The 24,114-nt window shown below is 59.4% G+C and carries 26 protein-coding genes; 15 read left to right on the forward strand and 11 right to left on the reverse strand.

Annotated features, from left to right (window positions below; all coding sequences use genetic code 11):
* Nucleotides 1-10 precede the first annotated feature (10 nt).
* From BW686_RS00660 to BW686_RS00675, 4 genes are all read right to left on the reverse strand, one after another.
* A complete protein-coding gene (locus BW686_RS00660) occupies nt 11-1,045 on the reverse strand; it encodes an AbrB family transcriptional regulator (protein WP_084913748.1) in 1,035 nt (344 codons plus the stop codon).
* The gene (locus BW686_RS00665; protein ID WP_084913749.1) at nt 1,038-2,552 is read right to left on the reverse strand and encodes a tripartite tricarboxylate transporter permease; all 1,515 of its coding nucleotides are present in this window, start codon (nt 2,550-2,552) and stop codon (nt 1,038-1,040) included. The genes BW686_RS00660 and BW686_RS00665 overlap by 8 nt, the downstream gene beginning before the upstream one ends.
* Nucleotide 2,553: 1 nt before the next feature.
* Nucleotides 2,554-3,012, reverse strand: coding sequence for a tripartite tricarboxylate transporter TctB family protein (locus BW686_RS00670; protein WP_084913750.1), 459 nt, complete (start codon nt 3,010-3,012; stop codon nt 2,554-2,556).
* Nucleotides 3,013-3,074: 62 nt separating this feature from the next.
* Nucleotides 3,075-4,058: a Bug family tripartite tricarboxylate transporter substrate binding protein gene (locus tag BW686_RS00675; RefSeq protein WP_179149138.1), complete on the reverse strand. Its 984-nt coding sequence runs from the start codon at nt 4,056-4,058 to the stop codon at nt 3,075-3,077.
* 461 nt (nt 4,059-4,519) lie between these two features.
* On the opposite strand from BW686_RS00675, the gene BW686_RS00680 reads away from it, so the two are divergent.
* Nucleotides 4,520-5,191 carry a response regulator gene (locus tag BW686_RS00680; RefSeq protein ID WP_084913752.1) on the forward strand — a complete coding sequence of 224 codons (672 nt, stop codon included), beginning with the start codon at nt 4,520-4,522 and terminating at the stop codon, nt 5,189-5,191.
* The gene (locus BW686_RS00685) at nt 5,184-6,566 is read left to right on the forward strand and encodes a sensor histidine kinase (protein ID WP_084913753.1); all 1,383 of its coding nucleotides are present in this window, start codon (nt 5,184-5,186) and stop codon (nt 6,564-6,566) included. The genes BW686_RS00680 and BW686_RS00685 overlap by 8 nt, the downstream gene beginning before the upstream one ends.
* Nucleotides 6,567-6,578: 12 nt before the next feature.
* Here the strand turns inward: BW686_RS00685 and BW686_RS00690 are convergent, their stop codons facing one another.
* On the reverse strand, nt 6,579-7,400 hold the full coding sequence (locus BW686_RS00690; protein ID WP_084913754.1) for an HDOD domain-containing protein: 822 nt from the start codon (nt 7,398-7,400) through the stop codon (nt 6,579-6,581).
* Nucleotides 7,401-7,514: 114 nt separating this feature from the next.
* Nucleotides 7,515-8,456, reverse strand: a complete 942-nt coding sequence (gene ygfZ / locus BW686_RS00695; RefSeq protein WP_179149128.1) for a CAF17-like 4Fe-4S cluster assembly/insertion protein YgfZ — start codon at nt 8,454-8,456, stop codon at nt 7,515-7,517.
* Nucleotides 8,457-8,608: 152 nt separating this feature from the next.
* Between ygfZ and BW686_RS00700 the strand changes: the two genes are divergently transcribed.
* Nucleotides 8,609-8,863, forward strand: a complete 255-nt coding sequence (locus tag BW686_RS00700) for an FAD assembly factor SdhE (RefSeq protein WP_084913756.1) — start codon at nt 8,609-8,611, stop codon at nt 8,861-8,863.
* Nucleotides 8,847-9,311, forward strand: coding sequence for a protein YgfX (locus BW686_RS00705; RefSeq protein ID WP_084913757.1), 465 nt, complete (start codon nt 8,847-8,849; stop codon nt 9,309-9,311). The genes BW686_RS00700 and BW686_RS00705 overlap by 17 nt, the downstream gene beginning before the upstream one ends.
* Here the strand turns inward: BW686_RS00705 and nadB are convergent.
* Nucleotides 9,280-10,896 carry an L-aspartate oxidase gene (gene nadB, locus BW686_RS00710; RefSeq protein WP_084913758.1) on the reverse strand — a complete coding sequence of 539 codons (1,617 nt, stop codon included), beginning with the start codon at nt 10,894-10,896 and terminating at the stop codon, nt 9,280-9,282. The genes BW686_RS00705 and nadB overlap by 32 nt on opposite strands.
* A gap of 496 nt (nt 10,897-11,392) precedes the next feature.
* On the opposite strand from nadB, the gene rpoE reads away from it, so the two are divergent.
* The 3 genes from rpoE to BW686_RS00725 are packed head-to-tail and all read left to right on the forward strand — an operon-like array spanning nt 11,393 to nt 13,566.
* Entirely contained in the window at nt 11,393-11,974 is a 582-nt protein-coding gene (gene rpoE / locus BW686_RS00715) for an RNA polymerase sigma factor RpoE (RefSeq protein WP_002554912.1), read from the forward strand.
* Nucleotides 11,975-12,007: 33 nt separating this feature from the next.
* Entirely contained in the window at nt 12,008-12,598 is a 591-nt protein-coding gene (locus BW686_RS00720; protein ID WP_084913759.1) for an anti sigma-E factor RseA C-terminal domain-containing protein, read from the forward strand.
* An 8-nt stretch (nt 12,599-12,606) separates the two neighbouring features.
* Nucleotides 12,607-13,566, forward strand: a complete 960-nt coding sequence (locus BW686_RS00725) for a MucB/RseB C-terminal domain-containing protein (protein ID WP_084913760.1) — start codon at nt 12,607-12,609, stop codon at nt 13,564-13,566.
* Here the strand turns inward: BW686_RS00725 and BW686_RS00730 are convergent.
* Entirely contained in the window at nt 13,551-13,862 is a 312-nt protein-coding gene (locus tag BW686_RS00730) for a hypothetical protein (RefSeq protein WP_084913761.1), read from the reverse strand. The genes BW686_RS00725 and BW686_RS00730 overlap by 16 nt on opposite strands.
* Here BW686_RS00730 and BW686_RS00735 point away from each other — a divergent pair.
* From BW686_RS00735 to pdxJ, 8 genes are all read left to right on the forward strand, one after another.
* A complete protein-coding gene (locus tag BW686_RS00735) occupies nt 13,861-15,285 on the forward strand; it encodes a DegQ family serine endoprotease (RefSeq protein ID WP_245399294.1) in 1,425 nt (474 codons plus the stop codon). The genes BW686_RS00730 and BW686_RS00735 overlap by 2 nt on opposite strands.
* A gap of 171 nt (nt 15,286-15,456) precedes the next feature.
* Complete coding sequence (lepA, locus tag BW686_RS00740; protein ID WP_074811160.1) at nt 15,457-17,253, forward strand: translation elongation factor 4; 1,797 nt, start codon at nt 15,457-15,459, stop codon at nt 17,251-17,253.
* A 9-nt stretch (nt 17,254-17,262) separates the two neighbouring features.
* Nucleotides 17,263-18,117: a signal peptidase I gene (gene lepB / locus BW686_RS00745; RefSeq protein WP_084913763.1), complete on the forward strand. Its 855-nt coding sequence runs from the start codon at nt 17,263-17,265 to the stop codon at nt 18,115-18,117.
* Between the two features lie 111 nt (nt 18,118-18,228).
* Nucleotides 18,229-18,606, forward strand: a complete 378-nt coding sequence (locus BW686_RS00750) for a DUF4845 domain-containing protein (RefSeq protein WP_084913764.1) — start codon at nt 18,229-18,231, stop codon at nt 18,604-18,606.
* On the forward strand, nt 18,603-19,292 hold the full coding sequence (rnc, locus tag BW686_RS00755; RefSeq protein WP_084913765.1) for a ribonuclease III: 690 nt from the start codon (nt 18,603-18,605) through the stop codon (nt 19,290-19,292). Before BW686_RS00750 ends, rnc begins: the two co-directional genes overlap by 4 nt.
* Nucleotides 19,285-20,187 carry a GTPase Era gene (gene era / locus BW686_RS00760; RefSeq protein WP_084913766.1) on the forward strand — a complete coding sequence of 301 codons (903 nt, stop codon included), beginning with the start codon at nt 19,285-19,287 and terminating at the stop codon, nt 20,185-20,187. Before rnc ends, era begins: the two co-directional genes overlap by 8 nt.
* 60 nt (nt 20,188-20,247) lie before the next feature.
* Entirely contained in the window at nt 20,248-20,931 is a 684-nt protein-coding gene (gene recO / locus BW686_RS00765; protein ID WP_084913767.1) for a DNA repair protein RecO, read from the forward strand.
* Between the two features lie 85 nt (nt 20,932-21,016).
* Nucleotides 21,017-21,757 carry a pyridoxine 5'-phosphate synthase gene (gene pdxJ / locus BW686_RS00770; RefSeq protein WP_084913768.1) on the forward strand — a complete coding sequence of 247 codons (741 nt, stop codon included), beginning with the start codon at nt 21,017-21,019 and terminating at the stop codon, nt 21,755-21,757.
* An 8-nt stretch (nt 21,758-21,765) separates the two neighbouring features.
* Here the strand turns inward: pdxJ and cmoB are convergent, their stop codons facing one another.
* The 3 genes from cmoB to BW686_RS00785 form a co-directional block, all read right to left on the reverse strand.
* Nucleotides 21,766-22,725 (reverse strand): tRNA 5-methoxyuridine(34)/uridine 5-oxyacetic acid(34) synthase CmoB, encoded by a 960-nt coding sequence (gene cmoB / locus BW686_RS00775; RefSeq protein ID WP_084913769.1) that lies wholly within the window; start codon nt 22,723-22,725, stop codon nt 21,766-21,768.
* Nucleotides 22,722-23,465, reverse strand: coding sequence for a carboxy-S-adenosyl-L-methionine synthase CmoA (gene cmoA, locus BW686_RS00780; protein ID WP_084913770.1), 744 nt, complete (start codon nt 23,463-23,465; stop codon nt 22,722-22,724). The genes cmoB and cmoA overlap by 4 nt, the downstream gene beginning before the upstream one ends.
* Before the next feature lie 100 nt (nt 23,466-23,565).
* The gene (locus BW686_RS00785) at nt 23,566-23,958 is read right to left on the reverse strand and encodes a protease inhibitor I42 family protein (RefSeq protein WP_084913771.1); all 393 of its coding nucleotides are present in this window, start codon (nt 23,956-23,958) and stop codon (nt 23,566-23,568) included.
* Between the last annotated feature and the right edge of the window lie 156 nt (nt 23,959-24,114).

The following is a 24,114-nucleotide window of genomic DNA, read 5'->3' on the forward strand; positions in this document are numbered from 1 at the left end:
ACCGACGCGCTCAGTCAGCGAGCCGCTTGTTCCAGCGTCGATACAGCGGCTCGGCGAGAAACAGCACGAACAGCAGGCGCATGACCTGCATGGCCGTGACCAGCGGCACCGACAGTTGCAGCACCTCGGCGGTCAGGCTCATTTCGGCAATGCCACCGGGCATCATGCCCAGCGTCAATGAGCGCAAGTCCAGGTGGGTGAGGGCGCTGAGGCCCAGAGCCGCCAGTGCCGCGATCAGCATCGTCAGCGCAGTACCCAGCAGCGTGCGCGCCAGAAACGACGGTGCTCGCCGAAAGAACTCCCGATTGAAATGGCAACCCAGCCCGCTGCCGATCAGCAACTGGCCGAGTTGACTCGCGCCATTGGGCAAGCCGATTCTCAGGTCCCAGACCACACTGACCACGGCGCTGAGCAACAGCGGGCCGAACAGCCACGGATTGGGCTGCTTGAGACGTTGCCACAGCCAGGCCAGTGCGGCGCCGAACGGCAGCAGAAAGGCCAGCCAGCGCCAGTCGACCGCGGTGGCGTGCAACACCGGCGCACCGTCACCCAACAGGTATTTGAAGATCGCCGGTACACACAGCACCACCGCCAGGACCCGCAGGCTTTGCGCGGCAGCGACACTGCTGAGCCTGGCGCCGTTGCGTGCGCCAAGGTTGACCATCTCCCCGGAGCCGCCCGGCATGCTGGAAAAAAACGCGGTCGCGCGGTCTTCTCCCGTGCGCAGCATCAGCCAGACGCCGACCAGGCACGACAGGCTGGTGATCAGCGCACCGATGAAAATCAGCCCGAAGTGAGCCAGTACCTGTTCGATGACCACCGGCGTGAAGTGCAGGCCGATACCGATTCCAATGATCAGCTGACCGCATTTGCGCCCGCCTGGAATCTGCGCCAACTGCCACGGTGTCAGGCAACGCACAAGGATGATTGCCAGCAACGAGCCAACCATCCACGGCAGCGGCCAGCCGACCTGACTGGCGAGGTATCCGCCCAGCAGGCCGACCAGTGACGTTGCCCACCATTGGCGCAGAGGCGAATCAGCCATGTGTCGCGGCAGCTTGCTGTTTCGCGCGTTTGCGCCAGATACGGAACAGCGGGAACAGCAGCATGAACACGGTCACGACCCAGACCCCGAGGGTGATCGGGCTGGACCAGAGAATCCCCAGTTCGCCGTTGGAGATGGACAAGGCACGACGCAGGTTCTGTTCCATCAGGCCCCCAAGGATGAAACCGAGCAGGATCGGCGAGAGCGGGAAATCCAGCTTGCGAAGGATGTAGCCGAAGATGCCGATGCCGACCATCAGGAACAGGTCGAAGGTGGTGGCATGCACCGCATACACACCGATGCCGGTGATGATCGCGATCACGGGCACCAGCGCCCAGTTCGGCACGGCGAGGATGCGGGTGAAGATGCGGATCATCGGGATGTTGAGGATCACCAGCATGATGTTGGCGATGAACAGCGACGCGATCAGGCCCCAGACGATGTCCGGCTGCTGTTGAAACAGCATCGGGCCGGGCGTGATGTTGTACAGCGACAGCGCGCCGATCATCACCGCCGTGGTGCCTGAACCCGGAACGCCCAGGGTCAGCATCGGCACCAGTGCGCCACAGGCGGTTGCACCGATGGCGGTTTCCGGTGCGGCCAGACCGCGCATGTCACCCTGGCCGAACTTGCCGGTTGCCCCGGCGATGCGTTTTTCGGTCATGTAGGCGACCGCGCTGGCCAGCGTTGCCCCGGCACCCGGCAGCACGCCGAGGATAAAGCCCAGCAGCCCGCAGCGAATGTTGACCACGAACACCGAAGCCGCTTCCTTGAAATTGAACATCATGCGCCCGGTGGCTTTGACCGCTTCCTGGCCGCGATGGGTTTTCTCCAGCAGCAACAGGATTTCGCTGATCGAAAACAGTCCCAGAACCAGCACCACGAACTGGATGCCGTCGGTCAGGTGAATGTTGTCGCCGGTAAAGCGGTACACGCCGCTGTTGGCGTCAATGCCCACGGCGGACAGAAACAAACCGATCAGCGCAGCAATGAACGTCTTGAGTGGCCTGTCGCCGGCCATTCCGCCCAGGCAGACAATCGCAAACACCATCAGGACGAAATATTCCGCCGGACCGAAAGCAATCGCCCATTTGGCGAGCAGGGGCGCGAACAGCACCATGCCGCAGGTGGCGATGAACGCACCGATGAACGAGCTCCACGCCGACAGCGACAGCGCAACCCCGGCCAACCCCTGGCGGGCCATCGGGTAACCGTCCAGCGTGGTCATGACTGTCGAGGCTTCACCCGGAATGTTCAGCAGGATCGAACTGATGCGCCCGCCATATTCACAGCCCAGGTAAACGGCGGCCAGCAGAATCAGCGCTGACTCGGGCGGCAGGCCCAAGGCAAACGCGATGGGTATCAACAAGGCCACGCCGTTGATCGGGCCCAGCCCCGGCAACAGGCCGACGACGGTGCCGATCAGCGTGCCGGAAAGCGCGGTGATCAGGTTATACGGGGTGAGCGCGACGCCGAAGCCCTGACCCAGGTAGCTGAAAGTATCCATGTCAGTTCTCCAGAACGCGAAGCAGGCCCAAAGGCAAGGGGACATCCATTGCTTTGTCGAACAGCAGGTAAAGGCCGACACTCATCAGAATCACCACCACCACGCTGGGCATCCAGCGCCCGCCGTACAGGCGCGCCATGGGAATACCGATCAGGATGCTGCTGAGGATGAAGCCCAGCGGTTCGAACAGCCCGGCGAAGATCAGCAACAGGACGATGCACAGGCCGATCTTGACCAGTGTTTCGCGATCCAGCGCAGGTTCCTCTTCGGTGTGGACGATGGCGGTAGGACGAATCAACAGGTAAAGCAGGGCGACGCCCATCAGCCCGAGCATCAGCAAGGGAAAGGCGCGTGGTCCGACCGGCTCATAGGAAAAAGGTGCCTGATACGGCCAGGCCATAAGGGCCAGGCCTGCGCAGGCCAGCAATAATGTGGCTGCGAAAATGCGTTGTATGACCATGAGAAGCTCCTGAGCTGCGCCCGCGGTGCAGGCGCAACTGAAAGTCAGTCAAGTGTGTTCAATCACTGAATCAGGCCGAATTCCTTGGCCATCATTTTGTAATCGGCTACCTGCTTCTTGACGTAGGTGTCCAGCTCCGCACCGGTCATGGCGAACGGGAACAGCTCGCGCTGGTCACGCAGTTTGGCGAAATCTTCCGAGGCCAGGATCTTGTCGAACGAGGCCTTCCACCAGTTGTAGTCTTCGTCGCTGACCTTCGGCCCGAGATAGAAACCACGCACCACCGGCCAGACGATGTCGTAGCCCTGCTCTTTGGCGGTGGGGATGTCTTTCATTTCCGGTTCGTCGATACGCTTGTCGGCGAACACCGCAAGCAGGCGCATGTCACCGCTCAGAATGTGCGGCATGGAGTCGGAGATATCGGTACTGCCCACCTGAATATGACCGCCGAGCAGTGCCGTGGCGATTTCGCCGCCGCCTTCCAGCGCGACATAGCGCAAGGCGCGTGGGTTGATACCTGCGGCCTTGGCGATCAAGGCGGTCTGCATCCAGTCCTGACTGCCGACCGTGCCGCCGGAGCCGATCACGACTTTGCTCGGGTCGGCTTTGAGCGCCTGAACCAGGTCATCAAGGTTTTTATAAGGCGAGTCGCTTTTCACTGCGATAGCGCCGTAACTGGTGCCGACCGCAGCAAGCCAGCGCACTGCGTTTTCATCGAAACGGCCGAATTTGCCCTGCGCCAGATTGAGCAGCGAACCGCTGGACCACGCGACCAGCGTGCCTGCGTCAGCCGGACGCTGAGCGACCACCGCGTTATACGCGACCGCCCCGACGCCCCCGGGCATGTACGTCACGCGCATAGGGGTGGACAGGATCTTCTCGTTGATCAATGCGCTTTGTATCAGCTTGCAGGTCAGGTCGAATCCGCCGCCTGGCGACGCTGGCGCGATGCACTCCGGGCGTCTTGGCTCGGCGAGCAACTGGCTGGCAATCAGCATGCATCCGGCGGTGGCCGCTATCTGACGCAGGGAAAATTTCATGTTCAGTCTCCAGAGATTTTTTGTTTTTGGATGAGAGAAGCTGTCAACAATCGCTTTTTGTCAGGCGCAGGGCGAAATACTGTTCAATGACAGAGAGGCGTCATGGGTACAGGGAATGGCGCGGGCGATTCGAGAAGGGGGCTGTCGTGGGAGTGCTTGCAGTGCGCAAGTGGCGGATAAAACGCGGTCAACGAACGGGCGAGCCTGGGCTGGCGTAGACATGGGTGACTCCGTTTACTGATTTATTGTTTTTATTTTCCAGACGCATCCGGGCGCCTGTTTTTTACGTACCCGTTTGTCGGGCCGTACTGCGATGCTAAACGACCAACCTTTCGCAAACCTTTCAGCTACCTTTCAATTCGCAGTGGTGGGGTGGCGAGTGGTTTCCGGGCTTCACAGAAGGCGGTCTGTCTGTAAACTCCGCTGCCACAAACCCTGACAATAACCGTGACTATCAGGAGACGGCGATGCGTGTTCTTCTTGTGGAAGATCATCTGCAATTGGCTGAAAGTGTCGCGCAGGCGCTCAAGGGCGCAGGGTTGACCGTTGATGTGCTGCACGATGGCGTGGCCGCCGACCTGGCGCTGAGCAGCGAGGAATATGCGGTTGCGATTCTCGATGTGGGGTTGCCGCGCATGGACGGTTTTGAAGTCCTTGCCCGATTGCGGGCGCGCAGCAAAAACCTTCCGGTGTTGATGCTCACCGCTCGCAGCGACGTCAAGGATCGGGTTCATGGTCTTAATCTGGGTGCCGACGATTACCTGGCCAAACCTTTCGAACTCTCCGAACTGGAAGCCAGGGTCAAGGCCTTGCTGCGTCGCAGTGTGCTGGGCGGTGAACGGCAGCAGCGCTGTGGCGTGCTGACCTACGATCTGGATACACGGCGTTTTACGCTCGGCGATGAGCTGCTGACACTGACGTCTCGCGAGCAGGCCGTGCTGGAAGCGCTGATCGCTCGGCCCGGCAGGGTAATGAGTAAAGAACAGCTGGCGGCGCAGGTCTTTGGCCTGGATGAAGAGGCCAGCCCTGACGCCATCGAAATTTATGTTCATCGACTGCGCAAGAAGCTCGACGGGCATGCTGTGGCCATTGTGACCTTCCGGGGCCTGGGGTATTTGCTTGAAAGCCGCGATGATTAACGACAGCCTGCGCTGGCGGTTGCTGTGGAATCTGGCCTTGCTGCTGGTGGTACTGATGCTGGCCAGCGGCATGAGCGCCTACTGGAATGGGCGAGAAGTGGCCGATACGGCCTACGACCGCACGCTGTTGGCCTCGGCCCGCACCATCGCCGCCGGCCTGACCCAGCGCGACGGGACCTTGAGCGCCGACATTCCTTATGTGGCGCTGGACACCTTTGCCTACGACAGCGAAGGACGTATCTATTACCAGGTCAACGATATCAACCAGAAGCTGATTTCCGGTTATGAGAACCTGCCTTCACCGCCTCCCGGCACCCTGCGCACGGATGATTATCCCGCACTGGCCAAGTTCTATAACGGCATTTATCAGGGCCAGGACGTGCGAGTGGTCAGCCTTCTCAAACCCGTGACCGACCCGGGGATGAACGGCACTGCCGAAATTCGCGTGGCGGAAACCCAGGAAGCGCGCAAGGGCATGGCACGCAGCCTGATGGCCGACACATTGCTGCGCCTGGGCATGCTGGGAGGCGGCGCGCTGCTGTTGGTCTGGTTCACGGTGAGCGCGGCACTGCGACCGCTGGAACGCTTGCGCACGGCGGTCGAAGAGCGTCAGCCTGACGATCTGCGGTCGCTGCCGATGGTTGAGGTGCAGCATGAGTTGCGTCCGCTGGTGGGCGCACTCAATCACTTTACCGAACGGCTGCGGCTGCAATTCGAGCGTCAGGCGCAGTTTATTGCCGATGCGGCCCATGAATTGCGCACGCCGCTGGCGGCCCTGAAGGCTCGGGTCGAGCTGGGTTTGCGCGAGCGTGATCCGCAACAGTGGCGCAGCACGCTGGAATCCGCAGCGTTGGGCACGGACCGACTCACGCATCTGGCCAATCAATTGCTGTCGCTGGCGCGGATTGAAAACGGTGCCAGGGCCATCGCCGAAGGCGGCGCGCAACAACTGGACCTCAGCCAGTTGGCCAGGGAGCTGGGCATGGCCATGGCACCGCTGGCCCATTCACGCGGCGTCGCATTGGCGCTGGAGGCTGACGAGCCGGTCTGGCTGCGCGGCGAGCCGACATTGCTGAACGAATTGCTGAGCAACCTGATTGATAACGCGCTGGCCCACACGCCCCCCGGCGGCAACGTGGTGTTGCGGGTGTATGCGCCCGGCGTGCTTGAGGTCGAGGATGACGGGGCTGGCATTCCGCCCGATGAGCGCGAGCGGGTTTTCGAGCGCTTCTACCGTCGTGGCCAGCAGGGCAGCGGGGCGGGGCTCGGGTTGGCTATCGTGGGAGAAATCTGTCGTGCGCATCTGGCTAGAATCACGTTGCATGACGGCGCCGAGCGAGGCCTCAAGGTACGAGTCAGTTTCAGCATGTCCTGACGCGGGTCGAGCCTAGTAGAGCATGCTCTTGGCTTCGTCCATCTGAACATCCAGCAGGTCGCCGGCCCTGGCAAGGCCAAGCTGGCTGAAGGCCGGCAGGTCGATCATTTCGATCAGGCTGAAGGGGTGCTCGGTGTTCTTGTGGATATGTACTGTGGCGATCTGGACCAGATCGGTGTAGTCCGGGCTTCTGGAAATGCGTGCGAAATTCTGGAACTGCCCCGGCACACAGGAAAGCGGCTCGGGAAAATCCCATGAGCGCAACAGGCGTTCGCCGATGACCGGGTGAATGCTGTCGATCACATGGTTGAGGCTGATCGGATCGGCCAGCAGTTCGTAATGGTCTTCAGCGTAAGTCAGGATCGGCAGAATACCGATCAGGTGGATCAGCCCGGCGAGCGTGGCCTGGTCGGGTTTGAGCTGGGTGTAGCGCTGGCACAGGGCGTAGCTGATACCGGCGACCTGCAGGCTCTGTTTCCAGATATCGCGCATCTTCTGCTCGATAACGGGGGATTTGGCGTGGAACATCTGCTCGACCACCAGGCCGATGGCCAGGTTGCAGGTGTAGTTGACGCCCAGCCGGCGTATCGCTGTATTGACGTCGCTGACCTCAAAATTCGGGCGCAGCAGTGGGCTGTTCGCGACCTTTATCAGGCGTGCGGAAAGGGCTGTATCGCTACCGATGACTTTGCTCAGGGCCGAAATACTGATTTCAGTGTCTTCGGCGGCAAGGCGAATTCTCAGTGCTACTTCCGGCAGGGTAGGCAGAAACAAGGCATCTCTGTCGATGGCCTTGATCAAATTTCTCTGCACCTCGTCAGCCATCTTGCTCATGTTGCTTCTCGCAGCCGTTGGGGGTGTCCAGCGTCGTTCGCGCGCCCCGGAGGGCGCCAGCATGTTCGCTGGATCGCTCTAGAGACAGTAGGAACCTGAATGTGTTCGCCGGGCTCAGCGCAGAGTTTCGAGTTTGCTGTCCAGCTGGTAGGGCAAGTCACTCATTTGCAACGCTGCGCCTTCAGGCGAACCCAGGTGTATGCGCCCGTCTTCGGCAGCATCGCCCTGCAGCACGGCGAGCAGTTCGATCCCCTGATCGGCCTGTGCAGCGATGACAACATTGCCTACGGCGCTGGCATGCACGGGCGAAAACACGGCGGTGCCAGGCTCCGGAATTTCATCGCCTTGCAAGGTCAGGCGGTAAAGCCGGCGCTTGAGTTTGCCAAGGTACTGCATGCGCGCCACGATTTCCTGGCCGGTGTAGCAGCCCTTCTTGAAGCTGACACCGCCGACCGCCTGCAGGTTGATCATCTGCGGGATGAACTCTTCGCGGGTGCTGCCGAACACCTGACCGATACCGACGCGGATCTGTCCCAGTAACCAGTCGTTCAGCGGGCCTTCTGCCAGTTGCGAAGCCAGTCGTGAGCGGACGCTGTCGGCCTGCTCGGCGCGCACCCAGAGTTCGGCGCGGGCGGGGGAGACGCGAATCGCGATCAGCTCTTGAGCCCGTACGACCGTATCGGTTTCCTGGGGAAGGTCCAGGCCGAGGCTGGCCAGTGCGCCATCACCGTCCTGCAGGCCGAAACGCACCCAGGCTGCGCGCTCATCGGTCAGCCTGGACTTGGAGAACACTGCGTATTTGCGAAGGTCCAGCAGTTGCGGCTCGATCAGCTCGCTGGCCATGGCCAGCAGGCAGCCGTCACCTTCGAAGACGACACGGAAGCTCGACTGCATCCGGCCTTTCTGTGTGCAGCGCGCACCGAGGCTGGATTTGTCTTCGTTGAGATAATTGAGGTTGCACGTCAGTTGACCCTGAAGAAACTTGCTGGCATCCACGCCGCGAACGGCGAGAACGCCTTCATGGGATAGCGTGCAGAAAAAAGCTGTGTGGGCCATGGTCATCGCAGATTGGGAAAAAAGTCCGGGGACACATCATAGTGCCGAGTCGAGGTTATGCATACGGGTACATGAAAACTGCTGCGACCATTGCAAGATTCGCGTGGCTGCCTCACGGCTGTATACTTGCCGCCTACTTTGAGGAGCGCTCCATGGTCGAAGACGTTGAACTCAACCGCCTTTACTGGCACAGCCGCCGTGGCATGCTTGAACTGGACGTGCTGCTGGTGCCGTTTGTCCGTGAGGTCTATCCGCATTTGAATGACGAGGATCGCGATCTGTATCGCCGTTTGCTGACCTGCGAAGATCAGGACATGTTTGGCTGGTTCATGCAGCGCGCCGAGTCCGAGGACGCTGAATTGCAACGCATGGTTCGCATGATTCTGGACCGTGTCCAGCCCAAGTGACCGTTTCGAGTGCCACTGGCAGGCATCACGCCTGCTGTTGGCGGCCTACCTTGTCGTTCTGGCGCTGGCACTGACTGCCCTGTTCTGGCTGGACATCGCGTGGTGGGCCACAATGGCTGGCGTTGTGCTGTGTCTGGCGCATGCGGCCTGGACGTTGCCCAGGTCCATTCTGCTTAGCCATCCGGCAGCCTTTCGTGCGCTGAAACGCGATCAGGATGGTTGGTGCATATGGAGCGAGCGGGGCGGCTGGCTGCCCGTGCAGTTATGCCCGGACAGCCTGGTGTTGCCGTCCGTGGTGGTACTGCGCTTTCGTCCGGTCATCAACGGCAGGCCGTCCCGTTCGACAAAAAGCTGTTGTGTCCCGCGTGACGCGCTGACATCAGACCTCCACCGACGCCTGCGCGTACGTCTCAAATTCAGCCGGCGTACGTGGGCGGTACCAGAATAGTGTCCAGCGCTTCGGGCAGCAGATCAGGGTAATCCAGCGTGTAATGCAGGCCGCGACTCTCTTTGCGTTGCATGGCCGAGCGGATCATCAGTTCGGCCACCTGTGCCAGATTGCGCAATTCGATCAGGTCGCGGCTGACTTTATAGTTGCTGTAAAACTCGTCGATCTCATCCAGCAACAATCGCACACGATGCTGAGCGCGCTGCAGGCGCTTGTTGGTGCGCACGATGCCGACGTAATCCCACATGAATCGCCTTAACTCATCCCAGTTGTGGGCGATGATCACGTCCTCGTCCGAATCGGTGACCTGACTGGCATCCCAGGCCGGCAGGTCGGTCGGCATCTGCACGTCAGCCAATTGCTGTTCGATGTCGGCGGCTGCCGAGCGGGCATAGACAAAGCACTCCAGCAATGAATTGCTGGCCATCCGGTTGGCGCCGTGCAAGCCCGTGAAGCTGGTCTCGCCGATGGCGTAAAGACCTGGCACGTCGGTATGCCCGTTGCTGTCCACCATGACGCCGCCACAGGTGTAGTGCGCTGCTGGAACCACCGGGATCGGCTGTCGAGTGATGTCGATGGAAAATTCAAGGCACCGCTCGTAGACGGTCGGGAAGTGCGATTTGATGAAAGCTTCCGGTTTGTGACTGATGTCCAGGTAGACGCAGTCGATGCCCAGCCGCTTCATTTCGTGGTCGATTGCGCGGGCCACGATGTCGCGAGGGGCCAGTTCTGCCCGTTCGTCAAAGCGTGGCATAAATCGCTCGCCGTTGGGCAGCTTGAGGTAGGCGCCTTCACCGCGCAGTGCTTCGGTGATCAGAAAGCTCTTGGCCTGCGGGTGATACAGGCAGGTCGGGTGAAACTGATTGAATTCAAGGTTCGCGACCCGGCAGCCGGAGCGCCAGGCCATTGCGATGCCGTCGCCGCACGCGCCGTCCGGGTTGCTGGTGTACAGGTAGACCTTGGCAGCACCCCCTGACGCCAGAATGGTGAAGCGCGCGCCGTACGTGTCCACTTCGCCGCTGTTGCGATCCAGGACGTAAGCGCCCAGGCAGCGCTGGCCGTCGAGGCCAAGGCGACGCTCAGTGATCAGGTCAATGGCGGCGCGCTGCTCGATCAGCTCGATATTCGGTCGTTTACTGGCTTGCTCGAACAGCGTCCGGAAAATAGCCGCGCCTGTGGCATCGGCGGCGTGGATGATTCTGCGGTGACTGTGGCCGCCCTCGCGTGTGAGGTGAAACTCGAAGCTGCTTTCGTCGGCATCGGCTTCGTCGCCCCGGGTAAACGGGACGCCCTGGTCAATCAGCCACTGGATTGCTTCGCGACTGTGCTCGACCGTAAAGCGCACAGCCTCTTCGTCGCACAGGCCGCCGCCGGCGTTCAGCGTATCGTCCACGTGGGATTGAACCGTGTCGGTGTCATCCAGCACTGCGGCTACACCGCCCTGAGCCCAGAATGTCGAGCCATTGGACAGGTCCCCTTTGCTCAGGACTGCAATTCGCAGGTGGTCCGGGAGGTTCAGCGCAAGGCTCAATCCGGCAGCGCCACTGCCAATAACCAGCACGTCGTGCTGAAAATTTCGACTCATCTGTGAATTCTGCCCTTGGCGGCTACTAGTATAAGTATGGGGGTAACGGCACAATAGCCACGCCTACATGGCAATGTGAGACCACGGCGGGTTCGGATTGTGCTCCAGTCCCGAACGTCCTGCATATTGTTTTCCCTTCGGTCGGTCACTGGAAATGTCCCAGTGCGTTGATTTCAGGGCGTTTCATACAATGTGCTGCTCACCCCTGCAATTGTGCCAATGGAACTTTTCCACAAGAACCACGCTCAATAGCAGGTTGCCTACACAGGAACAGCGCCGTTTTCGCAGGGTTAGATAAGTGATCATCAACTGCGAGCCGGCGACAAGACTATTCGCGTAGCCGACCTTGTCGAGCTGCGTTTTTCGTGCAGGCTTTACGACGTCCTGCAGGAAACTTGCTTGAAGGGGGAGAACTTTTGCGAAAAGCCCGAGTCTATGTTTGCGAGCCTGAACACTGTCAGTTGCAACACTCCTTCATGCTTAACGAGGAGTGTTCATGCTAACCCAGGAAGAGGATCAGCAGCTTGTAGAGCGCGTACAGCGCGGTGATACGAGAGCGTTTGATCTGTTGGTGCTGAAGTATCAGCATAAAATTCTAGGGTTGATCGTGCGGTTCGTGCACGACACCCATGAGGCTCAAGACGTTGCACAAGAAGCTTTTATAAAAGCGTATCGTGCGCTCGGAAATTTTCGCGGTGACAGTGCTTTCTATACATGGCTGTACCGCATCGCCATCAACACGGCGAAAAACTATCTGGTGTCGAGAGGTCGTCGGCCACCTGATAGCGATGTAAGGTCTGAAGACGCGGAGTTCTACGACGGCGATCATGGCCTCAAGGACATCGAGTCGCCGGAACGTGCATTGTTGAGAGATGAGATCGAGGGCACCGTCCATCGGACCATCCAGCTTCTCCCGGAAGATTTGCGTACGGCACTAACTTTACGTGAATTCGATGGTCTGAGTTACGAAGACATTGCGAGCGTCATGCAGTGTCCTGTTGGTACCGTGCGCTCTCGCATCTTTCGCGCTCGGGAAGCCATCGATAAAGCCCTGCAGCCGTTGTTGCAGGAATCCTGAGACAGCGGCGATAGCCCAAGAGAGGAACCCGCCATGAGTCGTGAAGCCCTGCAGGAATCGCTGTCCGCGGTACTGGATAACGAAGCGGACGAACTGGAATTACGTCGGGTATTGAATGCCATTGACGATGCCGACACTCGCGCCACCTGGTCGCGTTATCAAGTTGCTCGTGCAGCGATGCACAAAGAGTTGCTGCTCCCTCATCTGGATATTTCGGCTGCTGTGTCTGCCGCTATCGCCGATGAAGTAAGCCCGCTCAAAGCCGCTCGCGGTCCTTGGCGTACGCTGGGTCGTCTGGCCGTTGCAGCATCGGTAACCGTTGCCGTTCTGGCCGGTGTCCGCCTGTACAACCAGGACGACATCGCGGGTGCCCAGCTCGCACAGCAAACGCAACAACCTGCCAATCTGACGGTCCCGCAAGTCAAGGGTCCTGCTGTTCTGGCCGGTTACACTGAAAGCGCCGAACAGGCACCGGGTCCTATGGCCAACGGTGTGTTGCAAGGTGCTGGTGAAGGTGATCAGCGTCTGCCAGGTTACCTGCGTCAACACGCACAGGAAGCTGCGTTGAAAGGTACTGAAAGCGCGCTGCCATACGCCCGTGCTGCGAGCCTGGAAAACCGTTAAGGAGGATCATGCGAGCCGTCCCTCTACTGCCGCTACTATTTGGTGGATGGCTTGCCCTCCCGGTACAGGCTGATGATGCACAAGACGCGATCAACCGGCTTGCCAGGGTTGATCAGCAACAGAGCTATCAAGGTACTTTTGTATACGAACGCAACGGTAGTTTCTCTACCCATCGGATCTGGCACCGCATAGCGGAAGGCAAGGTTCAGGAGCGTTTGTTACAGCTTGATGGTTCTGCTCAGGAGGTAGTCCGTGTGGGCGGCCTCACTCAGTGCGTCAGCGGTACGCTTGAAGCGGGTGTAGCCAATCCCGCCGCTCCTGCCTCCCGCGCCTTCGATGTGAAAAAACTCTCTGCCTGGTACGACATGAAAATTGTCGGCAAATCCAGAGTGGCCGGTCGCCAGACAACCATCGTTGCACTGTCGCCCAAAGATCAGCATCGGTATGGCCTCGAATTGCACCTGGATAACGAAACCGGGCTCTTGCTCAAGTCGCTCCTGTTGAGTGAGCGGGGTCGGTTGCTCGAACGTTTCCAGTTTACCGATCTTGATACTGCCAGCGTCCTGTCTGAGCAGGCACTCAATCCTAGCGCCGACTGCAAGCCCGTCTCTGCTGTGAAAGCCAGGCCCGAGCCGTCCTTAAGCCCCGTGGTATGGCACTCCGACTGGTTGCCACCAGGGTTTGAACTCGGCAGCAGTGGTGTTCGCAAGGACGCTGCTGGCCAGTCGCCTGTCACGCGTCTGACCTACAGCGATGGTCTGGCAAGTTTCTCGGTGTTTATCGAGTCCGTGAAAGGATCGTCGTCATCAGACATACGTACGCAGTTGGGGCCTACAGTGGCCGTTTCGCGTCGCCTCACGATGCCTCAGGGCGACATGATGGTCACGGTCGTCGGGGAAGTGCCGATGGGCACGGCCGAGCGTATTGCGCTGTCGATGCGCAGTGACGAAACTCAAGCAAAGAAATAAACATCTGAAGCGACGAATGCCCAAGATGTAAAATTTTTCATCTTGGGTTCGATGAGCCGCCAGACCGCAGTCAAACTGGCCTTGGGCGAGGAGCTGAAATGTTTGGTGAGGTTTGCGAGTTGCAAAAAAACCGTTTTTTTTCTATAGGTCACAGCCTCGCAGCTCTGGCCTTTGTCGTTTGTGGGCCCCATATCTGACTCTGGAATGAGCATCGCTGCTCCGGGTCTCTGAGTCAGGTGCTCTGTACTGCTTAATTTGCTCGTTACGAACGGGAGCCGTATGTCGATACCACGCATGAAATCTTACTTCTCATTGATTGCCGCCGTGCTGATGCTCGGACAGGTTGCCACGGCGCAGGCCGAGAACCTGCCGGATTTTACCGGGCTGGTCGAGCAGGCATCGCCTGCGGTGGTGAATATCAGTACTCGCCAGAAATTGCCGGACCGCGCCGTCGCCAATCAGCAGATGCCTGATCTGGAAGGCTTGCCGCCGATGTTGCGCGAGTTTCTGGAGCGCAGCATGCCGCCGGGCTCCCGTGCGCCGGGAGCCGGAAAGGGCGATCGCCAGCGCGAGGCTCAGTCGCTGGGCTCGGGGTTCATTATCTCGCCTGACGGCTATGTGTTGACCAACAACCACGTCATCGATGGCGCCGACGAAATTCTGGTGCGTCTTTCTGACCGTAGCGAGCTGAAAGCCAAGCTGGTCGGCACTGATCCGCGTACCGATGTGGCGGTTCTGAAAATCGACGGCAAGGACCTTCCAACGGCCAAACTGGGCAACTCGAACACGCTCAAAGTGGGCGAGTGGGTACTGGCAATCGGTTCGCCGTTCGGTTTTGACCACTCGGTGACCAAAGGTATCGTCAGTGCCAAAGGCCGCAGTCTGCCGAACGACACCTACGTGCCGTTCATTCAGACTGACGTAGCGATCAACCCGGGTAACTCGGGTGGTCCGCTGTTCAACATGGCAGGTGAAGTGGTCGGGATCAACTCGCAGATATTCACGCGCTCCGGCGGTTTCATGGGGCTGTCGTTTGCCATTCCGATCGATGTTGCGATGGACGTGGCCAATCAGCTCAAGGCCAACGGCAAAGTCAGTCGCGGCTGGCTGGGTGTGGTCATCCAGGAAGTGAACAAAGACCTTGCCGAGTCGTTCGGGCTGGACAAGCCGGCCGGTGCGCTGGTGGCGCAGGTGCTTGAAGATGGCCCGGCTGCCAAGGGCGGGTTGCAGGTGGGTGATGTGATTCTCAGTGCCAACGGCCAGCCTATCGTCATGTCGGCCGACCTGCCGCACCTGATCGGTAACCTCAAGGACGGCAGCAAGGCCGAGCTTGAAGTGATCCGTGACGGCAAGCGTCAGAAGCTGACGGTAACTGTGGGCGCGCTGCCTGACGAAGGTCAGGAAATGGGTGATATTCCAGGCTCCGGTGCCGAGCGCAGCAGCAATCGCCTGGGTGTGTCGGTCATCGAGCTGACCGCCGAGCAGAAAAAGACCCTGGACATCAAAGGCGGCGTGGCAATCAAGGAAGTCACTGGCGGTCCGGCATCCCTGATCGGCTTGCAGCCGGGTGATGTGATCACGCACCTGAACAATCAGGCGATCACGTCCAGCAAGCAATTCACCGATGTGGCGAAAAGCCTGCCCAAGGATCGCTCTGTCTCGATGCGCGTCTTGCGTCAGGGCCGTGCGACGTTCATTACCTTCAAACTGTCCGAGTAACGGGCTGATCCGACCGAAAAGGGTGGCCGTGGCCACCCTTTTTTGTGACTGTCTGTTTGCCCTGTCCCGATCCGGGTGCCTGCGAGCGTGACGCCTCTTGCTTAGTTCAGGTACAATTCCCGGCTATTTTTCGGCGGGCAATCTGCCTGCAACCTTTTTGAGTGTTGATCCGTGAGTGATTTGAGTCATATCCGCAATTTCTCCATCATCGCCCACATTGACCATGGCAAGTCGACGCTGGCCGACCGCTTCATTCAAATGTGCGGTGGCCTGTCCGAGCGCGAAATGGAAGCCCAGGTGCTCGACTCCATGGATCTCGAGCGCGAGCGCGGGATCACCATCAAGGCCCATAGCGTCACTTTGTATTACAAGGCCAAAGACGGTATCACCTACCAGTTGAACTTCATCGACACCCCGGGCCACGTGGACTTCACTTACGAAGTCAGCCGTTCCCTGGCGGCGTGCGAAGGGGCGTTGCTGGTGGTCGATGCCGGCCAGGGCGTTGAAGCCCAGTCGGTCGCCAACTGCTACACCGCCATCGAGCAGGGCCTTGAGGTCATGCCGGTCCTGAACAAGATGGACTTGCCGCAGGCCGATCCGGACCGCGTCAAGGAAGAGATCGAGAAGATCATCGGCATCGATGCCACCGACGCCGTGGCGTGCAGCGCCAAGAGCGGTATGGGTGTGGACGAGGTGCTCGAGCGTCTGGTGGCAACCATTCCACCGCCGACCGGCGACATCGAAGCGCCGCTGCAAGCGTTGATCATCGACTCCTGGTTCGATAACTACCTGGGCGTCGTGTCTCTGGTACGGGTGCGTCATGGTCGCGTCAGGAAGGGCGACAAGATTCTCGTCAAATCCACCGGCAAGATGCACCTGGTCGACAGTGTTGGCGTGTTCAACCCCAAGCACACGGCAACCGTTGATCTGAAAGCCGGTGAAGTAGGCTTCATCATTGCGGGTATCAAGGACATTCATGGCGCGCCGGTCGGTGACACCCTGACCCTGAGCACCACGCCTGATGTGGACGTGCTGCCCGGCTTCAAGCGTATCCAGCCGCAGGTCTACGCCGGTCTGTTCCCGGTCAGCTCCGACGATTTCGAAGATTTCCGCGAAGCACTGCAAAAGCTCACGCTGAACGATTCCTCGCTGCAATATCTGCCGGAAAGCTCCGACGCACTGGGCTTCGGCTTCCGTTGCGGCTTCCTGGGCATGCTCCACATGGAGATCATTCAGGAGCGCCTGGAGCGCGAGTACAACCTCGACCTGATCACCACTGCGCCAACCGTAATCTTCGAACTGCTGTTGAAGACCGGCGAAACGATCTACGTCGACAACCCGTCCAAGCTGCCGGACCTGTCGGCCATCGAAGACATGCGCGAACCGATCGTGCGGGCAAATATTCTTGTGCCGCAAGAGCACCTGGGCAACGTCATTACGTTGTGCATTGAAAAACGCGGTGTTCAGCATGACATGCTGTTCCTCGGCACCCAGGTTCAGGTGAGCTACGACTTGCCGATGAACGAAGTGGTCCTCGACTTCTTCGATCGTCTCAAGTCTGTCAGCCGCGGTTATGCTTCCCTGGATTATCATTTTGATCGTTATCAGTCGGCCAACCTGGTCAAGCTCGATGTACTGATCAACGCCGAGAAGGTCGATGCACTGGCGCTGATCGTTCACCGTGACAACGCGCACTACAAAGGGCGTGCGTTGACCGAGAAGATGAAAGAGCTGATCCCTCGGCAGATGTTCGACGTGGCAATTCAGGCCGCCATTGGCGGTCAGATCGTGGCCCGGACAACCGTCAAGGCGCTTAGAAAGAACGTATTGGCCAAATGCTACGGCGGTGACGTCAGCCGCAAGCGTAAATTGCTGGAAAAGCAAAAGGCCGGTAAGAAACGCATGAAGCAGGTCGGCAACGTGGAAATTCCACAGGAAGCCTTCCTTGCAGTGCTCAGGTTGGAATAGTCAGGTCCTATGTCACTAAATTTCCCGCTGTTGTTGGTCATCGCTGTCTTCGTCTGTGGCGTGCTTGCACTGATTGATATGGTCATCCTCGCGCCTCGTCGCCGGGCGGCCATTTCGAACTATCAGGGAAGCGTCGGAGAACCTGACATTGCTGTCGTCGAGCGCCTGAACAAGGAACCTTTGCTGGTTGAGTACGGCAAATCGTTCTTTCCGGTGCTGTTCATCGTGCTGGTGCTTCGTTCGTTTCTGGTAGAGCCGTTCCAGATTCCTTCGGGCTCCATGAAGCCGACGCTGGATGTGGGTGATTTCATTCTGGTCAACAAGTTCGCGTACGGCATTCGTCTGCCGGTTCTGGACCAGAAGGTGATCGAGATCGGTGATCCGCAGCGTGGCGATGTGATGGTGTTCCGCTACCCAAGCGACCCGAGCGTCAATTACATCAAACGTGTGGTCGGCCTGCCGGGTGATCGCATTCGTTACACCAGCGACAAGCGGCTGTTCGTCAACGGCGAACTGGTGGCGAAGAAGCTGATCGGTACCGAGCCGGGTACCCTGGGCAGCGCGGAGCTCTATGAAGAGCAACTGGGTGCCGTCGAACACCAGATCCGTCAGGAAATGAGCCGTTACCGTGCGCCGCCTGACAGCGAGTGGACGGTGCCTGCCGCGCACTACTTCATGATGGGCGACAACCGCGACAACTCCAATGATAGCCGTTACTGGGATGACCCCAATATTCCCAAAGACGAGCTGGGCATGGTGCCGGACAAGAACATCGTCGGCAAAGCCTTTGCTGTCTGGATGAGCTGGCCAGAGCCCAAGTTGAGCCACTTCCCTAATTTTGCACGCGTAGGGTTGATCAAGTAATCGATGCGGCGCTGCCAGAAGCAGCGCCGTTTGTCATTTCGGGCTGGCGGGAAGCGCCGCTGAACGATGAGTCGGCCCGCTCGGGCAGGCTGTCCACTTTTGAGGTCGAACATGAAGTTCTCTACTTCTCAAAAAGGTTTTTCGTTCGTGGGATGGCTGCTGGTTCTGGCGCTGGTCGCGTTTGCAACCACCACGGCCTTCAAGCTGGTTCCGCATTACCTCGACTATATGACGATGAACAAAATCATCGAGGCGGTCGACACCAATCAGGCCCTGGACATCACCACGGTCGACGAATTTTACGGTTATGTCGGTAAGAACATGCAGGTCAACAGTATTCGGGATATAGATTTGAACAAGGCGTTGAAAGTGACGGTGGAGAACAATGCGTTCAAGGCTCATTTGAATTATGAGCAGCGTGAACCCTGGTTCCAGAACATCGATCTGGTGTTGAAGTTCGACAAGCAATTCAGTGTGGGTAAACCGTGAGCGTATCCTTGAGCCGCCTTGAGCGTCAGCTCGGCTATACCTTCAAGGATCAGGAACTGATGGTCCTGGCCCTGACCCATCGCAGTTTTGCCGGGCGCAACAACGAGCGTCTGGAGTTTCTTGGCGATGCGATCCTCAATTTTGTGGCAGGCGAAGCGTTGTTCGAGCGCTTTCCTCAGGCGCGTGAAGGTCAGTTGTCGCGTTTGCGCGCGCGTCTGGTCAAGGGCGAAACCCTGGCATTGCTGGCGCGCGGCTTCGATCTGGGCGAGTACTTGCGTCTAGGTTCCGGCGAGCTGAAAAGTGGCGGCTTCCGCCGCGAGTCGATTCTGGCTGACGCCCTCGAAGCGTTGATCGGCGCGATCTACCTCGATGCGGGCATGGAAGCGGCACGTGAACGCGTGCTGGCCTGGCTGACGACCGAGTTCGACAGCCTGACGCTGGTGGACACCAACAAGGACCCCAAGACCCGACTGCAGGAGTTTCTCCAGTCGCGGGCCTGTGACCTGCCGCGTTATGAAGTGGTGGATATCCAGGGCGAGCCGCATTGCCGGACGTTTTTCGTCGAATGCGAGATCAACCTATTGAATGAAAAGAGCCGAGGACAGGGTGTCAGCCGCCGGATTGCCGAACAGGTAGCCGCCGCAGCAGCACTCATCGCCCTGGGCGTGGAGAACGGTCATGAATGATACAACTGCAACACGCTGTGGCTATGTTGCCATCGTCGGCCGTCCTAACGTAGGCAAGTCCACGCTGCTCAACCATATTCTGGGTCAGAAGCTGGCGATCACGTCGCGCAAGCCGCAGACCACTCGCCACAACATGCTGGGCATCAAGACAGAAGGGGCCGTGCAGGCCATTTATGTCGATACCCCCGGTATGCACAAGAACGGCGAGAAAGCGCTCAACCGCTACATGAACAAGACCGCGTCGGCTGCATTGAAAGACGTCGATGTGGTGATTTTCGTTGTGGACCGTACTCGCTGGACCGACGAAGACCAGATGGTGCTGGAGCGCGTTCAGTACGTCGAAGGGCCGGTCATTCTGGCGATCAACAAGACTGACCGCATTGAAGACAAAAGCGACCTGATGCCGCACCTGGAGTGGCTGCAAGGCCAACTGCCAAACGCCTCCATCATGCCGATTTCGGCGCAGCACGGCCATAACCTGGAAGCACTGGAAGGCCTGATCGCCACCCATCTTCCAGAGAACGATCACTTCTTCCCTGAAGATCAGATCACCGACCGCAGCAGCCGCTTTCTGGCAGCCGAGCTGGTTCGCGAAAAGATCATGCGCCAGTTGGGTGCCGAGCTTCCGTACCAGATCACCGTCGAAATCGAAGAGTTCAAGCAGCAGGGTCGCACCCTGCATATCCATGCGCTGATCCTCGTCGAGCGCGATGGGCAGAAGAAGATCATCATTGGCGACAAGGGCGACCGCATCAAGCGTATCGGCAGCGATGCCCGCCGCGACATGGAGCTGCTGTTCGACTCCAAAGTCATGCTCAACCTGTGGGTCAAGGTCAAAGGCGGTTGGTCCGATGACGAGCGCGCACTTCGCTCGCTGGGCTACGGCGACCTTTAAGCTGTCCCTTCGCCCGACCGTTTTCCGGTCGGGCGAACCTTTCTCTTCCGAGCCCGCCCGATGAGCACGCCCACCGGCCAACCTGCTTATGTGCTGCACAGCCGTGCGTATCGTGAAAACAGCGCGCTGGTCGATTTTCTGACGCCTCAAGGTCGCCTGCGTGCGGTCTTGCGCAGTGCGAAAGGCAAGGCCGGCTCGCTGGCACGCCCGTTCGTGCCGCTTGAGGTCGAATTTCGTGGCCGTGGCGAACTAAAGAATGTCGGTCGTATGGAAAGCGCAGGTGTTGCCACCTGGATGACCGGCGAGGCGCTGTTCAGCGGCATGTACCTCAACGAACTGCTGATTCGTCTGCTGCCTGCCGAAGACCCGCATCCTGCCGTGTTTGAACACTACGCCGCCACGTTGCTGGCGCTCGCGCTGGGCCGTCCGCTGGAACCGTTATTGCGCTCGTTTGAATGGCGGTTGCTGGATGACCTCGGCTATGGCTTTGCGATGGACGCCGACATCAATGGCGAGCCGCTGGCTTCGGATGGCATGTATCGTCTGCAAGTGGACGCTGGCCTTGAGCGGGTTTACCTGCTCCAGCCCGGCCTGTTCCAGGGTGCCGAATTGCTGGCGATGTCCGAGGCGGACTGGAACGTTCCGGGTGCCTTGTCAGCAGCCAAGCGTCTGATGCGTCAGGCGCTTGCGGTGCATCTGGGCGGGCGCCCGCTGGTCAGTCGCGAACTGTTTCGCAAGCCGTGATCAGGCTTTATGCTCTGCGTTATCCGTCGGCTTCAAATAGCCCCAGGTCTTAAGCAACCAGCTTGTCCACTTTCTGGAGAAAACCGTGACCCAAAGCACTCGCATCCTTCTTGGCGTGAACATTGATCACGTGGCCACCCTGCGTCAGGCCCGCGGCACGCGTTACCCGGACCCGGTCAAAGCCGCGCTGGACGCTGAGGAGGCGGGCGCTGACGGGATTACCGTTCACCTGCGCGAAGACCGCCGACATATTCAGGAGCGCGATGTCCTGTTGCTCAAGGACGTGTTGCAGACCCGCATGAACTTCGAGATGGGCGTGACCGAAGAAATGCTCGCGTTTGCCGAGCGCATTCGCCCGGCGCATATCTGCCTGGTGCCGGAGACACGCCAGGAGCTGACCACCGAAGGCGGGCTGGATGTCGCGGGCCAGGAAGCGCGGATCAAGTCAGCGGTCGAGCGGCTGGCGAAAATCGGCTGCGAGGTTTCGTTGTTCATCGACGCCGATGAGCGCCAGATTGCCGCTTCGAAGCGCGTCGGCGCGCCAGCCATCGAGCTGCACACCGGCCGTTATGCCGATGCCCAGACGCCGACTGAAGTGGCTGAAGAACTGCAGCGTGTGGCCGACGGCGTAGCCTTTGGTCTCGCTCAGGGCCTGATCGTCAATGCCGGCCACGGCCTGCATTATCACAACGTCGAAGCCGTCGCAGCGATCAAGGGCATCAACGAACTGAACATCGGCCACGCGCTGGTGGCTCATGCTCTGTTCGTAGGGTTCAAAGCAGCGGTTTCAGAGATGAAAGCGCTGATCGTGGCGGCAGCCAGGTAAACCCTCGATCAAGGCTTGCGCCCCACGATCACCGCGCGCATCGGCGCGGGCAGGCCTTCGACGGTCTTGCTGTGATCGGTGGGGTCCAGGTAATCGCTCAGGGACTGGAAGCGCATCCATTCGGTGCTGCGCTGTTCTTCGACCGTCGTGTGGCTGACGTCGACGCAGCGCACATCGGTGAACCCTGCGCGACGCATCCACAACTCCAGCGCAGGCACTGACGGCAGGAACCACACGTTGCGCATCTGTGCATAACGGTCTTCCGGCACCAGCACCTGATGCACATCGCCCGGTATGACCAGCGTTTCCATGACCAGCTCGCCACCTTTCACCAGGCAGTCTTTCAACGCCAGCAAATGGTCGATGGGCGATTTGCGGTGATACAGCACGCCCATCGAGAACACCGTGTCGAAGCCCTCAAGGTTGGCGGGCAGGTCTTCGAGGGCGAAGGGCAAGTGCCAGGCGGGGAGATCGGGCAGGTAGCGTTGCATGGCCTGGAACTGGCAGAAGAACAGCCAGTTGGGGTCTACACCGATCACGCTGTCGGCCCCGGCACCGAGCATGCGCCACTGGTAATAACCGTTGCCACAACCCACGTCCAGAACACGCTTGCCCTTCAGGTCGAGGTGCGGCGACACCCGCGACCACTTCCAGTCCGAGCGCCATTCGGTATCGATATGCACGCCAAACACGTTGAAAGGCCCTTTGCGCCACGGTGACAAGCCGAGCAGAGCCTTGCGCAGCACGGTGCGGGTTTCACCATTGCATTCGGTTTCCAGGGTAAAGCTGTCAGTCAGGTCGACCGTGGCAGGTCGCAGGTCTGGTAATGCGTCCAGCGCACTTTGCCAGCGCTGCAAATCACCGTGACCCTTGGTCATTTTGGTGTCGAGTTGGGCTTGCAGACCGTTGGCCCACTCAGCCAGAGGGGTTCCCGCCAGACGGCGGACAAGGGGGGCGAGATCAATCATGGCAGGGCTATCAACGAGGCAAAGTTAAGGCATTGAAACCACGGCACCACCTTGGAAAAACCGGCAGCAAGCAGGCGCTGTCGGTGTTCTTCGAGGCTGTCGGGTTTCATGACGTTTTCGATGGCGCTGCGTTTCTGGGAAATTTCCAGATCGCTGTAGCCGTTGGCACGCTTGAAGGCAATGTGCAGGTCCGTCAGCAGCGCGTGTTCCGGTTCATCGTTGAAACGCAGTTTCTCCGAGAGTATCAACGCGCCGCCCGGCACCAATGCTTTACGAATGCGGCCCAGCAGTGCCAGGCGCTGATCCGGTGCGATGAATTGCAGGGTGAAGTTCAGCGCCACCACCGAAGCGGGCTTGAACTCCAGCGCCAGAATATCGCCCTCGATGACCTGCACCGGCAGCAACTCCTGAAACATGGAGTTCTGCGCATTGAGGTATTCACGGCAACGCTCGACCATCGCGCTGGAGTTGTCTATTGCAATGACTTCGCACCCTTCACTGCGCACATGGCGGCGCAGGGCCTGAGTCACAGCGCCCAGCGAGCTGCCCAGGTCATACAGAACGGTATCGGGCTGCGCAAATTGCGCCGCGAGCACACCCAGGTTTTCGACAATCGTCGGGTAGCCGGGCACCGAGCGCTTGATCATGTCCGGGAACACCCGCACGACGTCTTCGTTGAAGGCGAAGTCAGGCACCTGAGCCAGCGGCTGGGCGAAAATACGGTCGGGTTCTTTGCTCACGGCAGTTCCGGCGAAGGCTTTGAAAGGCGGGCATTCTAGCCAAGTTGTCGCCGGGATGCATGGTGCAGCGTGTACGGTCGGACAAGTCGCACCGAAAGCGTCAGTTCACCGTGATTGCGCATTCAAAGGTCTGTTCCGGCGGGACTTCTTGAGCCCAGGGCTGCTGGTAAGTCATTATCAGCTTCCCGGTGCCGGCGTCAGTGGCCTTGTAGCGCCACACGGATTGCCCGCCGCTGCCGACCATTTCCTTGCTTTCGGCATTGGCATACACCTCAGGCCCAAGGCTGCGCAGGATATTCTGCGCCGGGTTCTGGGTCAGCCAGCGAAAGCCGGTGGTTGGACTGCTGGGCAGCGTGAGGATCAGCGTCTGGCCCGCTTTGAGGGTCAAAGGGCAGTCGCCTTGCGTGTCGATGGAAACGATGTTTTTGGGTGTCTGGGCGCACGCTGTCAGCAGCGCAAGGCTCAACGGTGCAACAAAACGGGCAGGGGTCATGGCAGGTTCCGATAGTGCGAGACGATGCCGGAGGATAACCGATTGAAGTTTTGCGGGGGAGTACGGCACGTCTCTCGCCCAGAACTGCATTCCCACGCTGGAGCGTGCGGAACGAGAGGCGTCCGATAGAACGCCTCTCGTGCCAATGCTCCGCGT

The organism is Pseudomonas syringae (assembly GCF_002157375.1).
Classification (GTDB): Bacteria; Pseudomonadota; Gammaproteobacteria; order Pseudomonadales; family Pseudomonadaceae; genus Aquipseudomonas; species Aquipseudomonas syringae_T.

Bases quoted from the DNA above. Each gene is read 5' to 3' on its own strand.
- BW686_RS00670 (WP_084913750.1), bottom strand. From the start codon at position 3,012: ATGGTCATACAACGCATTTTCGCAGCCACATTATTGCTGGCCTGCGCA.
- BW686_RS00700 (WP_084913756.1), top strand. From the start codon at position 8,609: ATGGTCGAAGACGTTGAACTCAACCGCCTTTACTGGCACAGCCGCCGT.
- era (WP_084913766.1), top strand. From the start codon at position 19,285: ATGAATGATACAACTGCAACACGCTGTGGCTATGTTGCCATCGTCGGC.
- BW686_RS00785 (WP_084913771.1), bottom strand. From the start codon at position 23,958: ATGACCCCTGCCCGTTTTGTTGCACCGTTGAGCCTTGCGCTGCTGACA.
- BW686_RS00680 (WP_084913752.1), top strand. From the start codon at position 4,520: ATGCGTGTTCTTCTTGTGGAAGATCATCTGCAATTGGCTGAAAGTGTC.
- BW686_RS00665 (WP_084913749.1), bottom strand. From the start codon at position 2,552: ATGGATACTTTCAGCTACCTGGGTCAGGGCTTCGGCGTCGCGCTCACC.
- BW686_RS00660 (WP_084913748.1), bottom strand. From the start codon at position 1,045: ATGGCTGATTCGCCTCTGCGCCAATGGTGGGCAACGTCACTGGTCGGC.
- rpoE (WP_002554912.1), top strand. From the start codon at position 11,393: ATGCTAACCCAGGAAGAGGATCAGCAGCTTGTAGAGCGCGTACAGCGC.
- nadB (WP_084913758.1), bottom strand. From the start codon at position 10,896: ATGAGTCGAAATTTTCAGCACGACGTGCTGGTTATTGGCAGTGGCGCT.
- lepB (WP_084913763.1), top strand. From the start codon at position 17,263: ATGTCACTAAATTTCCCGCTGTTGTTGGTCATCGCTGTCTTCGTCTGT.
- cmoB (WP_084913769.1), bottom strand. From the start codon at position 22,725: ATGATTGATCTCGCCCCCCTTGTCCGCCGTCTGGCGGGAACCCCTCTG.
- recO (WP_084913767.1), top strand. From the start codon at position 20,248: ATGAGCACGCCCACCGGCCAACCTGCTTATGTGCTGCACAGCCGTGCG.
- ygfZ (WP_179149128.1), bottom strand. From the start codon at position 8,456: ATGGCCCACACAGCTTTTTTCTGCACGCTATCCCATGAAGGCGTTCTC.
- BW686_RS00690 (WP_084913754.1), bottom strand. From the start codon at position 7,400: ATGAGCAAGATGGCTGACGAGGTGCAGAGAAATTTGATCAAGGCCATC.
- BW686_RS00725 (WP_084913760.1), top strand. From the start codon at position 12,607: ATGCGAGCCGTCCCTCTACTGCCGCTACTATTTGGTGGATGGCTTGCC.
- BW686_RS00735 (WP_245399294.1), top strand. From the start codon at position 13,861: ATGAAATCTTACTTCTCATTGATTGCCGCCGTGCTGATGCTCGGACAG.
- BW686_RS00730 (WP_084913761.1), bottom strand. From the start codon at position 13,862: ATGCGTGGTATCGACATACGGCTCCCGTTCGTAACGAGCAAATTAAGC.
- BW686_RS00750 (WP_084913764.1), top strand. From the start codon at position 18,229: ATGAAGTTCTCTACTTCTCAAAAAGGTTTTTCGTTCGTGGGATGGCTG.
- BW686_RS00720 (WP_084913759.1), top strand. From the start codon at position 12,008: ATGAGTCGTGAAGCCCTGCAGGAATCGCTGTCCGCGGTACTGGATAAC.
- BW686_RS00685 (WP_084913753.1), top strand. From the start codon at position 5,184: ATGATTAACGACAGCCTGCGCTGGCGGTTGCTGTGGAATCTGGCCTTG.